The sequence below is a fragment of the Serratia montpellierensis genome, assembly GCF_020858655.1.
In the GTDB taxonomy this organism is placed as follows: Bacteria; Pseudomonadota; Gammaproteobacteria; order Enterobacterales; family Enterobacteriaceae; genus Serratia; species Serratia montpellierensis.
Map to the genome: position 1 here is coordinate 478404 of NZ_VOSN01000002.1, position 14217 is coordinate 492620.

Consider the following 14217-nt stretch of genomic DNA (forward strand, 5'->3'; position numbering starts at 1 on the left):
GCTGGTAGGATGGATAACATTGCGAGATAAAACGATGATCAAACAAAGGACATTAAAACGTATTGTTCAGGCGACTGGCGTCGGTTTGCATACCGGCAAGAAAGTCACGCTGACAATGCGCCCAGCGCCGGCTAATACCGGGGTCATCTATCGTCGCACTGACTTGAATCCACCGGTTGATTTTCCGGCTGATGCAAAATCCGTGCGTGATACCATGCTCTGTACTTGCCTGGTGAATGAGCATGACGTGCGTATTTCGACCGTTGAGCACCTCAACGCCGCGCTGGCTGGGCTGGGCATCGACAACATCGTCATTGAAGTCGACGCCGCTGAAATCCCAATCATGGACGGCAGCGCCAGTCCGTTCGTGTTCTTGCTGCTGGATGCCGGCATCGAAGAACTGAACTCGGCGAAGAAATTCCTGCGTCTGAAAGAGACCGTGCGTGTTGAAGATGGCGACAAGTGGGCCGAGCTGTCCCCGCATAACGGGTTCCGCCTGGACTTCACCATCGACTTCAACCACCCGGCTATCGACGCCAGCGCTCAGCGCTATCGTCTTGATTTCTCGGCTGAGTCGTTCGTGCGTCAAATCAGCCGCGCTCGCACCTTCGGTTTCATGCGTGATATCGAATACCTGCAGTCCCGTGGCCTGGCCCTGGGCGGCAGCTTCGATTGCGCCATCGTGGTAGATGATTATCGCGTGCTGAACGAAGACGGTCTGCGTTTCGAAGACGAATTTGTACGTCACAAAATGCTGGACGCCATCGGCGACCTGTTCATGTGCGGCCACAACATCATTGGCGCGTTCACCGCGTTCAAGTCTGGCCACGCGCTGAACAACAAACTGCTGCAGGCCGTGCTGGCCAAGCAGGAAGCGTGGGAATACGTGACCTTCCAGGACGAAGCCGAAATGCCATTGGCATTCAAGGCACCGTCTACCGTATTGGCGTAAGGTCTGAATTCCTCGCCTGCGAATAACGGCAGGCGCATCCTCTGAGAGCCTGATCATTCAGGCTCGTGATGCCGGCTGTCGGATGTTTTGCAGTTCGTGTCGCTGATTACTTATCACGACTGGTTGTGTTGGTACCCTCTCCGGCCAATGCAGCCAGCCGTTCCAAAATCTTGCGCAGTTTCTCCGGGCTACGGCTCGCCAATCCTCTCAGTTCCTCCGCACTTTCCAGACTCAAATGCCGCATTGGCACGGGTTTTTCAGGCGCTTTTTCGGCGTTTTGCACCTGGTTGCTGCCTTTCGCCATCAAGGCCGGATTAATCCTGATGTCGATCGACGACAATGATGGTAGAATTTGCGCTCGTAGTGCAGATAGCAAAGCGGGTTGTTCGTAGCGCAAGCGCATCATCCAACTGGCATTTGCCGTTTCGAGCACTAAAATACCCTGTCGGAAATTCGCGACGCGGCACCAGGGATGCAGGGGAGCGGGCAACAAGCCCTTCACTGCACGGTTAAGCTTGAGTAGCGCCACCGCGCGTTGCTGGACGTTTTGCAGCGTCCCTTTGCTGCCGGCAGACGCGTCGTCGAACAGGACATCTAATAATTGTGGACGGCTATCGCGCATAATGGGCTCCGGCGGATTATAAACTCGTGATCGGTATTCTAAATCGTTGGCGACAATTTGGCAGACGTTATTTCTGGCCCCATCTCCTGTTAGGGATGGTTGCGGCCACGCTTGGCGCGTCTTCCAATTTGTCCGGCGCCCCCGATCAGGCCGCACTGCCGAATACGTCGTCCAGCCTTAACCGGCAAAATTCGGCCAACGGCACCTTCAATAGCCTGGCTCTGCTGCAGGACGCGCACCGCCGTCCTACCTTCAGCGTAGATTATTGGCAGCAACATGCGCTGCGCACCGTCATTCGTCACCTCTCTTTCGCGCTGGCGCCGCAGGCAGTTTATGCGCGGGTGCAGGAGAGCGAAGCCGAAGCGGAGCCCCCTTTGCAAGTGGCGCAACTGGCGCTGCTTTCTACTCTCAACGCGCTGCTGACGCACGAGCCGAAGCCGCCGACCATCATTCGTCATACCCACCTTGAGGTGTTGCCAACGCTGGCACGGCACCAGACCGGCCTGTGGGTGGCGCAGGTGCAAGGCATTCGTGCCGGGCCCGCCGCGCTCGTCTGACTTCGCCCTTCGGGCACAAAAACCATAAATAATAGCAAGTTGACTGCCGTGCTCGGCCGTCATGACAGAGATATCAAACATCATGTTAGTGAAATTATTAACCAAAGTTTTTGGCAGCCGTAACGATCGTACCCTGCGCCGCATGCGCAAAGTGGTTGAGCAGATCAACCGTATGGAACCGGACATGGAAAAACTGTCCGATGACGAGCTGAAAGCGAAAACCAACGAGTTCCGCGCACGCCTGGAGAAAGGCGAGTCGCTGGACAGCCTGATCCCTGAAGCCTTCGCCGTAGTGCGTGAGGCGAGCAAGCGCGTGTTCGGCATGCGTCACTTCGACGTTCAGCTGCTGGGCGGTATGGTGTTGAACGATCGCTGCATCGCCGAGATGCGCACCGGTGAAGGTAAAACCCTGACCGCGACGCTGCCGGCCTACCTGAACGCCCTGAGCGGCCGCGGTGTGCACGTCGTGACCGTCAACGACTATCTGGCGCAGCGTGACGCCGAAAACAACCGTCCGCTGTTCGAGTTCCTCGGCCTGAGCATCGGCATCAACCTGCCGGGCATGCCGGCACCGGCCAAGCGTGAAGCTTACGCTGCCGACATCACCTACGGTACCAACAACGAATACGGTTTTGACTACCTGCGCGACAACATGGCGTTCAGCCCGGAAGAGCGCGTGCAGCGTAAATTGCACTATGCGTTGGTGGATGAGGTGGACTCCATCCTGATCGATGAAGCGCGTACGCCGCTGATCATCTCCGGCCCGGCAGAAGACAGCTCCGAGATGTACATCAAGGTTAACAAGCTGATCCCTAAACTGATCCGCCAGGAAAAAGAAGACTCCGACACCTTCAAGGGTGAAGGGCACTTCTCGGTGGATGAGAAGGCGCGTCAGGTTCACCTGACCGAACGCGGCCTGATCCTGATCGAAGAGATGCTGGTAGAAGCCGGCATCATGGATGAAGGCGAATCGCTGTACTCGCCGACCAACATCATGCTGATGCACCACGTTACCGCCGCGCTGCGCGCCCACGTGCTGTTTACCCGCGACGTGGACTACATCGTGAAAGACGGCGAAGTGATCATCGTCGATGAGCACACCGGCCGTACCATGCAGGGCCGCCGCTGGTCCGACGGTTTGCACCAGGCGGTGGAAGCCAAAGAAGGCGTGGAGATCCAGAACGAGAACCAGACGCTGGCTTCGATTACCTTCCAGAACTACTTCCGTCTGTACGAGAAGCTGGCCGGGATGACCGGTACCGCCGATACCGAAGCCTTCGAATTCAGCTCGATCTACAAGCTGGACACCATCGTGGTGCCAACCAACCGTCCGATGATCCGTAAGGATATGCCGGATCTGGTGTACATGACCGAGAAAGAGAAGATCGGTGCCATCATCGAAGACATCCGCGAGCGTACCGCCAAAGGCCAGCCAGTGCTGGTGGGTACCATCTCAATCGAGAAATCCGAAGTGGTTTCCCATGAGCTGACCAAAGCGGGTATCGAGCACAAGGTGCTGAACGCCAAATTCCACGCCATGGAAGCGGACATCGTCGCCCAGGCCGGCCAGAGCGGTGCGGTAACCATCGCCACCAACATGGCGGGCCGTGGTACCGACATCGTGCTGGGCGGCAGCTGGCAGGCCGAAGTGGCGCTGTTGGAAGAGCCGACCGAAGAACAAATTGAAGCCATCAAAGCGGCCTGGAAAGTACGCCACGACGCGGTGCTGGCGGCGGGTGGCCTGCATATCATCGGCACCGAGCGCCATGAATCGCGCCGTATCGATAACCAGCTGCGCGGCCGTTCCGGTCGTCAGGGCGACGCCGGTTCATCCCGCTTCTACCTGTCGATGGAAGATGCCCTGATGCGTATCTTCGCTTCGGATCGCGTGTCCGGCATGATGCGTAAACTGGGTATGAAAGAAGGCGAGGCGATTGAGCACCCGTGGGTGACCAAGGCGATTGCCAACGCTCAGCGCAAGGTGGAGAGCCGCAACTTCGACATCCGTAAGCAGCTGCTGGAATACGACGACGTCGCCAACGATCAGCGCCGCGCCATCTACAGCCAGCGTAACGAATTGCTGGACGTGTCCGACGTGAGCGAAACCATCGCCAGCATCCGCGAAGACGTGTTCAAGAGCACCATCGACAACTACATCACGCCGCAGTCGCTGGAAGAAGAGTGGGATATTCAAGGGCTGGAAGAGCGCCTGAAGAACGACTTCGATCTGGAGATGCCGATCGCACAATGGCTGGACAAAGAGCCGGAGCTGCACGAAGAGACGCTGCGCGAACGTATTCTGGAGAACGCCAAAGAGCAGTACCTGCGTAAGGAAGAAGTGGTCGGCAGCGAAATGATGCGCAATTTCGAGAAGGGCGTGATGCTGCAGACGCTGGATTCCCTGTGGAAAGAGCACCTGGCGGCGATGGACTACCTGCGTCAGGGTATCCACCTGCGCGGCTATGCACAGAAAGATCCGAAGCAGGAGTACAAGCGCGAATCCTTCAACATGTTCGCCACCATGCTGGAATCGCTGAAATATGAAGTGATCAGCGTGCTGAGCAAGGTGCAGGTGCGGATGCCGGAAGAGGTGGAAGCGCTGGAACAGCAGCGCCGTGAAGAGGCCGAGCGCCTGGCGCAGCACCAACAGCTGAGCCATCACGACGAGAACGCGCTGGTGACTGAAGATCCGAACGCGCCGGCCACCGCCGAGCGTAAAGTGGGCCGCAACGATCCTTGCCCATGCGGCTCCGGCAAGAAATACAAGCAGTGTCACGGCCGCCTGCAGTAATGCCGGCCGCGGTTAACCGATAACACCCAGGGGTTCAGCTTGCTGAGCCCCTGTTTTTTGGCACCCATCAGGAGGGTGAGATGAAACATCTGAATATCGCCGTGGGCATCATCCGCAATGCTCAACGGGAGATCTTTATTACCCGCCGCGCCGCCGACGCGCACATGGCCGGATTCTGGGAGTTTCCCGGCGGCAAGATCGAACAGGATGAAACGGCGGAACAGGCGCTGAGCCGCGAGCTGCGTGAAGAGACCGGTATCGAAGCCGAACGTGCCGAACTGCTGGAGGTGGTGGAACACCGCTTCAGCGATCGCATCGTAACGCTGAATTTTTATCTGGTGGAAGCCTGGACGGGTGAGCCGTTCGGCCGTGAGGGGCAACCGATGCGCTGGGTAAAACAGGCCGATCTGCGTGAAGACGAGTTCCCGGAAGCCAACGTCGGCATTATTCAACTGCTGGTAGCGCAGGCTAACGCCGCGCAATAACTAGATTGGCCTGGCGCCCGCCAGGCCTTCAACCGGCGATTAGCGGTCGTCGAGTTCACTCCAGTCTTCGCTTTCCGACAGATCGCTGTTGCTCGGAATGCGCTTCTCTTCATCGGCCCATTCGCCAAGGTCAATCAACTGGCAGCGTTTGCTGCAAAACGGCCGGAACGGGCTGACTTCACCCCAAACCACGCCGGTGCCACAGGTTGGGCATTTTACTACGGTCGTCATAACGGTTCCTTACGCCTTCTGTCAGTGCTGAGAAGGCTTTCTTTCACAAGTTCAACAACAGGCCAGTTCGAACGTCAGGCGTTCAGGCACCACGCCATTTTCACTGTCCAGCGGCAGGAAACGAATGGCATAACGCGTCTTGTGGCCGGAAATCTGCGGATAAAGCTGCGGCGCCAGATGGAGGCGCAGGCGCAGGAGATCCGCCCCTTCGGCGTTGTCCTGGAAAAAGCCGTTCAGGCTGATTTGATTGCGGAATGGCCCGGATTGGCGGATCAGATCCAACACCATGATCAGCGCCTGGTTCAGCGGATCCAGCGACTGTAGCCAGGCGGCGACGTCGGCATCGCGATCCTGCTGCGGCGCGTGCATCCACATGTGCAGGGTTGGCAGATCGAAGCTGCAGCAGCCGCCGGGAATGTTCAGCCGCTGACGGACCAGACCGATCAGCCGGTCTTCACGCAGCGCCTGGCCGAGGCGCGGCGCCGCCATCAGCGCCGATGAGCGCGACTTCAACTGGCCGCGCAGCTGGTCAATCAGCGCCATATCCACGCCCGGCACATCGGCCCAGGCCAACAGTTTCTGCTGCTGGCGCTCCAGCTCTTTAAGCAGTTCGGTGCGCACTTCGCCGCGCTCCAGCACGTCCAGCAGGTCGGAGACGGTGCGAAAGAAGGTGAGGGCGATGGCGGTTTCACTCAGGGCGCGTTGGCCGTGCAGCTGTTGCAGCAGGAATTCGATGCGCAGCCAGGTGCGCATTTTTTCGTTCAGCGGATGTTCAAAGAGAACGGTTGGGGAAACATCACTCATGCAGTTTAATCCTGTTGGGGCGCTGTTGCCGCCAGTTCAAGGTAGCGACGATGCAGTGCGGCGACCTGTGGCTCTATCCCCTGAGCGGCGCCGCTGTTGTCAATAATGTCATCCGCCACGGCGAGGCGCTGCCGGCGCGTGGCCTGGGCGGCGAGAATGCTCTGCGCTTGCTCACGGCTGACGCCGTCGCGCGCGATGGTGCGAGCCAGCTGGGTTTCGGCGTCGACGTCGATCACCAGCACCCGATCGGCGCGATCCTGCAGACCGTTTTCCACCAGCAGCGGCACGACCCACAGCGCGTATGGGCCGGTGGCCTGCGCCAGTTGGCGCTGGGTTTCACGGTGTATCAGCGGATGCAGCAGCTGGTTCAGCCAGGTTTTGTCATCGGGATGACTGAAGATGCGCTGACGCAGCGTAGCGCGGTTCAACGCGCCGTCCGGCAGCAACATTTCATTACCAAATCGCTCGGCGATCGCGGCCAAAGCAGGGGTGCCCGGCTCGACGACCTGACGGGCGATCACGTCGGCATCGACGAGGGTTGCGCCGTGGCGCGCAAAGGCGTTCGCGACGGTCGTCTTGCCGCTGCCTATGCCCCCGGTCAACGCAACAATGTAGGCCATGGTGTTAGGTGCATCCGATGTTCATAAAAAAATAATAGTCGAATCATAAAGCGATCGCGCAGAAGTGCAAGTCGGCAGGCGGCGCTTGCGCATCGGCACCGATCGAGTGGCGAGAAAAAGCGCAGCGGCACGGCAAAAATGAGCGGGCAATCACACTGCAATTATGCAGGTAAATTTGTCGGATTGTAGCGTAAATAAAGGCGAATTCGCAGTCTTGTTCGGCGATTATTAGCGCGTATTATAACGTCACTGGAACTGGCATTAATCTCGCCGCCGTCTTTTTGCGCCACTGGAAAGCCGTCGGGCAGAGGTTCGAATATCCTCCTTGCGATCCGTCGCCATTAACCAGGAAATCATAAGTCATGCGTATTGAAGAAGATTTGAAGTTGGGCTTTAAAGACGTGTTGATCCGCCCTAAGCGCTCCACGCTGAAAAGCCGTTCCGAGGTTGAACTGGAACGTCAGTTTACCTTCAAACATTCAGGTTGCAGCTGGTCCGGCGTGCCGATTATCGCCGCCAACATGGACACGGTGGGCACCTTCCGCATGGCCGAGGCCCTGGCTTCTTTCGACGTTCTCACCGCCGTACACAAGCATTACAGCGTCGAGCAATGGGCTGACTTCGTGCAGCGCATGCCGGAATCGGTGCTGCGCCATGTGATGGTGTCCACCGGTACTTCCGAAGCCGACTTCGCCAAAATGCAGCAGATCCTGGCCCTGTCTCCGGCGCTGAAATTCATCTGTATCGACGTGGCCAACGGCTACTCTGAACACTTCGTCGCCTTCCTGCAGAAAGCGCGCGAAGCCTGCCCGAATCACGTGATCTGCGCCGGTAACGTAGTGACCGGCGAGATGGTGGAAGAGCTGATCCTTTCCGGCGCCGACATCGTTAAGGTCGGCATCGGCCCGGGCTCAGTTTGTACCACCCGCGTGAAAACCGGCGTGGGCTACCCGCAGCTGTCGGCGGTAATCGAATGCGCCGATGCGGCCCATGGGCTGGGTGGCCAAATCGTCAGCGACGGCGGCTGCTCGGTACCGGGCGACGTCGCCAAAGCCTTCGGCGGCGGCGCTGACTTCGTGATGCTGGGCGGCATGCTGGCCGGCCACGACGAGTGCGAAGGCACCGTGGTGGAAGAGAACGGCGAGAAGTTCATGCTGTTCTACGGCATGAGCTCCGAGTCGGCGATGAAGCGCCACGTCGGCGGCGTGGCGGAATATCGCGCGGCCGAAGGCAAAACCGTCAAGCTGCCGCTGCGCGGCGAGGTGGAGTTCACCGTGCGCGATATCCTCGGCGGCCTGCGTTCCGCCTGTACCTACGTCGGTGCAGAGCGCCTGAAAGAGCTGACCAAGCGCACCACCTTTATCCGCGTGGCGGAGCAGGAAAACCGCGTCTTCGGCAGCAAATAAGCCGCACCTCGCATTCGGGCGCTGCGCACAGCGGCGCCCGCTAACCTCTTGTTATCCCAGCACGCTGCCCAGTTGAAAAATAGGCAGGTACATAGCGATCACCAAAGCCCCGACAATCCCGCCCACCACCAGCATCAGCAGCGGCTCCAGCGTTTGCGCCAGCGTATCGGCCAACTCGTGCGTCTGCCGTTCATACCACTGCGCCAATTTTTCCAGCAAGGCGTCCAGCGAACCGGATTCTTCGCCCACCCGCACCAGTTGCCGGCACAGCGGCGGAAACAGCGGTTGCAGGCCCAGAGCATGATGAAACGCCTCGCCTTCGGCGATCTGCCGCTGCACCTGTTCCAGCGCTTGTCGGTATAGCAGATGATCCGCCGCCAGCATCGCCGCGTTTAACCCTTCCACCAGCGTCAGCCCCGCGCGTTGGGTCATGGTCAGAATACGAAACGTTTGGCTCAGCGCGCCGCCGCTCACCAGCCGGGCGATCAGCGGCAGGTGCAGCAAGGCGGCCTGTTCACGTCGGCGCCATGGCGGGCGCGGATGTAGCCAGCGGCAATAGCCGAGCAGCAATGCGCCGAGCAGCAGCGCCAAATAGGGGCCAACGGCGATCAGCAGCGCAGACACCCCCAATAACCCTTGGGTAAACCAGGGCAGCGGCGCATCGAACGACTGATAAACCTTGGCGAATTCCGGCAGCACCATCACCAGCATCAGCACGCTGACCAACAGCGCCACCGCACAAATGAAGAGGGGATACCGCAGCGCTTTGGTCACTTTGCGGCGCAGCAGCAGCTGGGCTTCCTGCTGTTGTGCCAGCTGCAGGCAACAGCGATCGAGGTTGCCGGTCAGTTCGCCGATGGCGATCAGTTGGCGATAGATAGGCGGAAAAACGCCTGGTTGCGCGGCAAGGGTTTCGGAGAGTGGCTGCCCTTCGCGCACCTGTTCTGCCAACTGACGCAACAGGCAACGCCAGGCTGCCGAAGGGTGCTCTGTCGCCAGCAGCTGCAGCGTATTGACCAGCGGCAGCCCGGCCTGCAACAGAGTAGCGAGTTGGCGCGTGAAGTGGATTAACGGTTCCCCACGCCACTGGCCGGGCGTGACGCGTTTGCCGTGCCCGATCCGCCACGGTTGCATGCCTTGCTCAATCAGTAATCGGCTCACCTGCCGTTTTTCTTCGCTCATCAGTTCGCCGCGGCGTAAGGCGCCCTGAGCGTCGAAAGCCTGCCACAGAAACAGGCGCCGCGCTTTCATGGCGTGGTTACGCCGAGCTGGACGACGTCGATCACGCGATACAGTTCTTCCAGCGAGGTCGTGCCTTCGGCGGCCAGAGTCAGCCCGGCCTGCAGCAGCGAAAGCTGCCCCTGCTCACGGGCGACATTCGCCAGCAGGCTAGGAGCAGCGTTCGCCAGCAGCGCCGCCTGTATTTCCGGCGTAATGGCCAACAGCTCATACACGCCGATGCGCCCATAGTAGCCGCCGAAGCAATGCTCGCAGCCGTCAGCGCGCCAGGCGGTCAGCGGTTCTGGCCAGACCGCTGTGGGAAAATGCGTCGGCTGGCTATGTGGGTATCGGCAGTGGCGGCACAACCTGCGCACCAACCGCTGCGCGACGACCAGCTTCAGGCAGCCGGCGAGCAGGTAACCGGGGATCCCCATGTGCATCAGCCGTGTCAGGGTTTCGCCGGTGGAGTTGGTATGCAGCGTCGACAGCACCAGGTGGCCGGTTTGTGCGGCCTTGACCGCGATCTCGGCGGTTTCCGCATCGCGGATCTCGCCGATCATGATGACGTCCGGATCCTGGCGCAGCAGGGCGCGCAGCACCCGGGCGAAACTCAGCTCGGTTTTGGCGTTGATCTGGGTTTGATTGACGCCGAACAGCGGGATCTCGACCGGATCCTCGACGCTGCACAGGTTGCTTTGCGCATCGTTCAACTGGCGCAGACCGCTGTACAGCGTGACCGTCTTGCCGCTGCCGGTCGGGCCGGTCACCAGGATCAACCCTTGCGGGCAGGCCAGCGCCGTCGCGTAGCGCGCCAGATCCGCCCGGCTCATGCCCAGTTGATCCAGCGGCAGCTCCTGCTGCTCACCCTGCTGAACGCGCAGCACCACCTTTTCGCCGTGCAGCGTCGGCAGGGTGGCGATACGCATGGCATAGCGCGCGCTGTCCAGCGTCAGGCTGAGATGTCCGTCCTGAGGCTGACGGCGCTCGGCGATATCCAACTGGCCGAGGATCTTCAGCCGGGCGATGAGGCGCGCGGTCAGCTGCTGCGGCGGCGAGGCGAGGGTTTGCAGTACGCCGTCGATGCGCAGACGAATGCGAAAATGCTGCCGAAAGGGCTCGAAGTGGATGTCCGAGGCGCGGCGCTGAATGGCTAGGCGCAGCGTCTGGTTAATGAACTGTACCACCGGCGCATCGCCGTCGTCGGGGTAGGCGATGTCGGTCGTGTCCTCTTCGGCCGCCAACGCTGCCGAGAGCGGCTCGTGGTGCTGATTCAGCGCCAGTTCCAGCCTGGCCGCCGGCCATTGTTCCAAATGGATGTGCTTGCCGGTGGCGAAACGCAGCGCCGCCAGCAGCCCCTGCGGCGCTTCTTCGCTGAGCGCGACCGTCAGAGTGGTCGGGTCTTCGCTCAGCGCCAGCGCCTGATAGCGCCGGCACAGGGCGTGAACCTCTTCGCTGATTTGCGCGTTCATCGCCGTTACTCCGCCGCGTTGTCGAAGCGGAAGACTTCCTGGCATACCTCAACCAGCGTCGCGTTTTCGCTGCTGCACAGCCGGCTCCAGCGGGTCAGCCCATCGGCGTTGGATTTGGGGGTTAATGCTACCGCCAGCCCCTGCAGCGTTTGGGTGCCGGTCAGCGTGATCACCCCTTTAACGACCTTCACCCCGCTGACGTAACGCGACGAGCCGCCGGTGGGGATGCCTTTGCTGCCGGCCTCACAGCCGGCGGGGGCGCCCTCGTCCAGCACGCACAGCTCGACCGCCAGCTTATACGGCGCCATGGTTTGCAGCATGTCGGTCATCGCCGCTTTCTGGATGTAGCGCTGGTAGGCGGGAATGCCGATGGCGCTGAGGATGGCGATGATGGCGATCACCACCATCAGTTCTATCAGGGTAAAGCCGCGTTGCGTTTCCATGTGTTGTTTCCTCCATTGGGGTGTGGAAGGCAACGGTAGCGGCTTGCTCGGGGGCACGGCGAGCGGGTTTTACGCGTTTCTCGGCGCGCTTCCATCAGTAATGATGTCGTTTGCAGCGGTGAAAAAAATGGTGAGAGGGGGTTCGCAATTTTATGGTAACGCCCCCGGCAGCGGCCGGGAGCGAGGGGATCATTTGAAGCGCATCGACAGATCGAGTGCGGTGATGTGCTTGGTCAGCGCGCCGACCGAAATGTAATCCACGCCGGTCTCGGCGAAGGTGCGCAGCGTCTCGCTGGTGACGTTGCCGGACACTTCCAGCTGGGCGCGGCCCTGGGTTTGGGCGACCGCCTGGCGCATCATCTCGACGCTGAAATTGTCCAGCATGATGATATCGGCACCGGCATCCAGCGCCTGCTGCAGCTCATCGAGCGATTCGACTTCCACTTCCACCGGCACGTCGGCGTGCAGCCAGAAGGCTTTTTCCACTGCGTTTTTGATTGAGCCGGAGGCGATGATGTGGTTTTCCTTGATCAGGAAGGCGTCGGACAGCCCCAACCGGTGGTTGCTGCCGCCCCCGCACAGCACGGCGTATTTCAGCGCGGTGCGCAGGCCGGGCAAGGTCTTGCGGGTATCGAGCAGGCGAGTCCGGGTGCCTTCCAGCAGGGCCACGTAGCGGCTGACCTCGGTCGCCACGCCGGAGAGCGTCTGCACGAAGTTCAGCGCGGTGCGCTCGCCGGTCAGCATCACCCGCGCGGGGCCGTGCAGCCGGCAAAGGGGTTGGTTCGGCGCCAGACGGTCGCCGTCTGCCACCAGCCACTCCACCTGCACCTGGTTGCCCAACTGAATAAAGACTTCATTCAGCCAGCGTTGGCCGCAGAACACGCCGGTTTCGCGGGTGATGACGGTGGCCTCGGCCTGCTTGTCCGCCGGTAACAATTGCGCGGTAATATCGCGCCCGGCGTCGACTTCACCCCCCAGGTCTTCGCGCAGCGCCTGGGCGACGGCATAGGGAATATCACTTTCAATTCGTTCAAGAAGCTCGGTGCGGCGACTGTCGGCACTGTAGCGGCGTGTCGGCATGGAAAACTCCGAAATGGACGGTTAGATCGTAGGGGAACATGCTACTCTGTTGCAGGAATAAGTACCACCGCAGAGAGGTGTCTGATGCAGTTGGAAAATGGCTGGATTGTCGGGGTGACGCGAGTGGTCTCGCCGCACTGCGATCGGCGCCCGGATGACGAGCCGCCCTCGCTGCTGGTCATCCACAACATCAGCCTGCCGCCCGGCGAGTTCGGTGGCCCCTATATTGACCAGCTGTTCACCGGCACGCTCGACCCTGCGCAGCACCCTTATTTCGTTGAAATCCATCAGCTGCGGGTGTCGGCGCATTGCCTGATCCGCCGTGACGGGGAGATGGTGCAGTATGTGCCTTTCGACCAGCGTGCCTGGCACGCAGGCGTTTCCCTGTATCAGGGACGTGAGCGGTGCAACGATTTCTCCATCGGCATCGAGCTGGAAGGCACTGACCAATTACCCTATACCGAGGCGCAATATCGCACGCTGCAGGCGGTCACCGCGCTGCTGGCCGAACGTTATCCGCCGCTGGTGGCCAATATCGCCGGGCATTGCGATATCGCCCCCGGCCGCAAGACCGATCCCGGGCCGGCGTTCGATTGGGATCGCTATCTGGCATCTCTGGAACAACGCGGCGCGCCCGCTGACGCTATGCTTGAGACAAGAAAAAGGGAGAGGAATCGCTAATGACGCTGTTTACGCTGTTGCTGGTTTTGGCCTGGGAACGCCTGTTCAAGCTGGGAGAACACTGGCAGCTGGATCATCGCCTCGAAGTGGTATTTCAACGGCTGCATCGGGTTTCGCTGGCGCAGACGCTGGCGATGACCGCCGCCTGGATGGTGATCGTCTGGGGTGTTCTGTGGTTGTCGCACGGGTTGTTCTTCGGCGTGGTGACGCTGCTGCTGTGGATCGTCATCGACCTGCTGTGCGTCGGCGCCGGCATCAAGCGCAAACACTACCGCGCCTACCTGAAAGCGGCGCGGCAGGGCGATACCCACGCCAGCGATCAGATGGCGGAAGAGCTGGCGTTGATCCACGGCTTGCCGGTGGACTGCAGCGAAGAGCTGCGCCTGCGTGAGCTGCAAAACGCGCTGCTGTGGATCAACTTCCGCTATTACCTGGCGCCGTTGTTCTGGTTCGTGGTCTTTGGGCCGTACGGGCCGATCGCGCTGGCGGGATATGCCTTCCTGCGCGCCTATCAAACCTGGCTGGCGCGCCACAATACGCCGCTGGAGCGTTCGCAGTCGGGCATCGATCATCTGCTGAACTGGCTGGACTGGATCCCGGTGCGTTTGGCCGGGGTGGCCTATGCGCTGTTTGGCCACGGCGAGCGCGCGCTGCCGGCCTGGTTCGCCTCGCTGGGGGATCGGCATTCGTCGTCGTATCAGGTGTTGACGCGGCTGGCGCAGTTCTCGCTGGCGCGCGATCCGCATATGGATCCGGTGCAAACGCCGCGCGCGGCGGTGACGTTGGCGCGCAAGGTGACGATGATCATCGTGGTGGTGGTGGCGCTGTTGACCATTTACGGCACGCTGCTTTAAG

The 14217-nt window shown here is 60.6% G+C and carries 15 protein-coding genes; 7 read left to right on the forward strand and 8 right to left on the reverse strand.

Going from position 1 to position 14217, the window contains the following annotated elements; genetic code table 11:
* The first annotated feature begins 34 nt into the window (after positions 1-34).
* Positions 35-952 carry a UDP-3-O-acyl-N-acetylglucosamine deacetylase gene (gene lpxC, locus FUU19_RS03455; RefSeq protein WP_025301573.1) on the forward strand — a complete coding sequence of 306 codons (918 nt, stop codon included), beginning with the start codon at positions 35-37 and terminating at the stop codon, positions 950-952.
* A 106-nt stretch (positions 953-1058) separates the two neighbouring features.
* Here the strand turns inward: lpxC and FUU19_RS03460 are convergent, their stop codons facing one another.
* Positions 1059-1574: a DUF721 domain-containing protein gene (locus FUU19_RS03460; RefSeq protein ID WP_025301574.1), complete on the reverse strand. Its 516-nt coding sequence runs from the start codon at positions 1572-1574 to the stop codon at positions 1059-1061.
* A 26-nt stretch (positions 1575-1600) separates the two neighbouring features.
* On the opposite strand from FUU19_RS03460, the gene secM reads away from it, so the two are divergent.
* The 3 genes from secM (at position 1601) to mutT (ending at position 5407) form a co-directional block, all read left to right on the forward strand.
* Positions 1601-2131, forward strand: a complete 531-nt coding sequence (secM, locus tag FUU19_RS03465) for a secA translation cis-regulator SecM (RefSeq protein WP_033641259.1) — start codon at positions 1601-1603, stop codon at positions 2129-2131.
* Between the two features lie 82 nt (positions 2132-2213).
* Positions 2214-4922: a preprotein translocase subunit SecA gene (gene secA / locus FUU19_RS03470; protein WP_141970962.1), complete on the forward strand. Its 2709-nt coding sequence runs from the start codon at positions 2214-2216 to the stop codon at positions 4920-4922.
* Between the two features lie 80 nt (positions 4923-5002).
* Complete coding sequence (gene mutT, locus FUU19_RS03475; protein ID WP_230489607.1) at positions 5003-5407, forward strand: 8-oxo-dGTP diphosphatase MutT; 405 nt, start codon at positions 5003-5005, stop codon at positions 5405-5407.
* 39 nt (positions 5408-5446) lie between these two features.
* Here the strand turns inward: mutT and yacG are convergent, their stop codons facing one another.
* Genes yacG through coaE form a run of 3 tightly spaced genes read right to left on the reverse strand, consistent with a single transcriptional unit; the run spans position 5447 to position 7062 of the window.
* Positions 5447-5638, reverse strand: coding sequence for a DNA gyrase inhibitor YacG (gene yacG, locus FUU19_RS03480; protein WP_025301578.1), 192 nt, complete (start codon positions 5636-5638; stop codon positions 5447-5449).
* A 51-nt stretch (positions 5639-5689) separates the two neighbouring features.
* Positions 5690-6442 carry a cell division protein ZapD gene (gene zapD / locus FUU19_RS03485; RefSeq protein ID WP_025301579.1) on the reverse strand — a complete coding sequence of 251 codons (753 nt, stop codon included), beginning with the start codon at positions 6440-6442 and terminating at the stop codon, positions 5690-5692.
* A gap of 5 nt (positions 6443-6447) precedes the next feature.
* Complete coding sequence (coaE, locus tag FUU19_RS03490; protein ID WP_141970958.1) at positions 6448-7062, reverse strand: dephospho-CoA kinase; 615 nt, start codon at positions 7060-7062, stop codon at positions 6448-6450.
* A 362-nt stretch (positions 7063-7424) separates the two neighbouring features.
* Here coaE and FUU19_RS03495 point away from each other — a divergent pair, with 362 nt between their 5' ends.
* Positions 7425-8468, forward strand: coding sequence for a GMP reductase (locus tag FUU19_RS03495; protein ID WP_015376656.1), 1044 nt, complete (start codon positions 7425-7427; stop codon positions 8466-8468).
* Positions 8469-8519: 51 nt separating this feature from the next.
* Here FUU19_RS03495 and hofC read toward each other — a convergent pair whose 3' ends face one another.
* The 4 genes from hofC to nadC all read right to left on the reverse strand — a co-directional run bounded on the left by hofC (position 8520) and on the right by nadC (position 12681).
* A complete protein-coding gene (gene hofC / locus FUU19_RS03500) occupies positions 8520-9719 on the reverse strand; it encodes a protein transport protein HofC (RefSeq protein ID WP_197833322.1) in 1200 nt (399 codons plus the stop codon).
* A complete protein-coding gene (gene gspE, locus FUU19_RS03505) occupies positions 9716-11158 on the reverse strand; it encodes a type II secretion system protein GspE (protein WP_230489608.1) in 1443 nt (480 codons plus the stop codon). The genes hofC and gspE overlap by 4 nt, the downstream gene beginning before the upstream one ends.
* Positions 11159-11163: 5 nt before the next feature.
* Positions 11164-11601 carry a prepilin peptidase-dependent pilin gene (gene ppdD / locus FUU19_RS03510; RefSeq protein ID WP_141970953.1) on the reverse strand — a complete coding sequence of 146 codons (438 nt, stop codon included), beginning with the start codon at positions 11599-11601 and terminating at the stop codon, positions 11164-11166.
* Positions 11602-11790: 189 nt separating this feature from the next.
* Entirely contained in the window at positions 11791-12681 is an 891-nt protein-coding gene (gene nadC / locus FUU19_RS03515; protein ID WP_141970951.1) for a carboxylating nicotinate-nucleotide diphosphorylase, read from the reverse strand.
* A gap of 84 nt (positions 12682-12765) precedes the next feature.
* Here nadC and ampD point away from each other — a divergent pair, with 84 nt between their 5' ends.
* A complete protein-coding gene (gene ampD / locus FUU19_RS03520; RefSeq protein WP_197833325.1) occupies positions 12766-13362 on the forward strand; it encodes a 1,6-anhydro-N-acetylmuramyl-L-alanine amidase AmpD in 597 nt (198 codons plus the stop codon).
* Positions 13362-14216: a beta-lactamase regulator AmpE gene (gene ampE, locus FUU19_RS03525; protein WP_033631795.1), complete on the forward strand. Its 855-nt coding sequence runs from the start codon at positions 13362-13364 to the stop codon at positions 14214-14216. The genes ampD and ampE overlap by 1 nt, the downstream gene beginning before the upstream one ends.
* Position 14217: the final 1 nt, after the last annotated feature.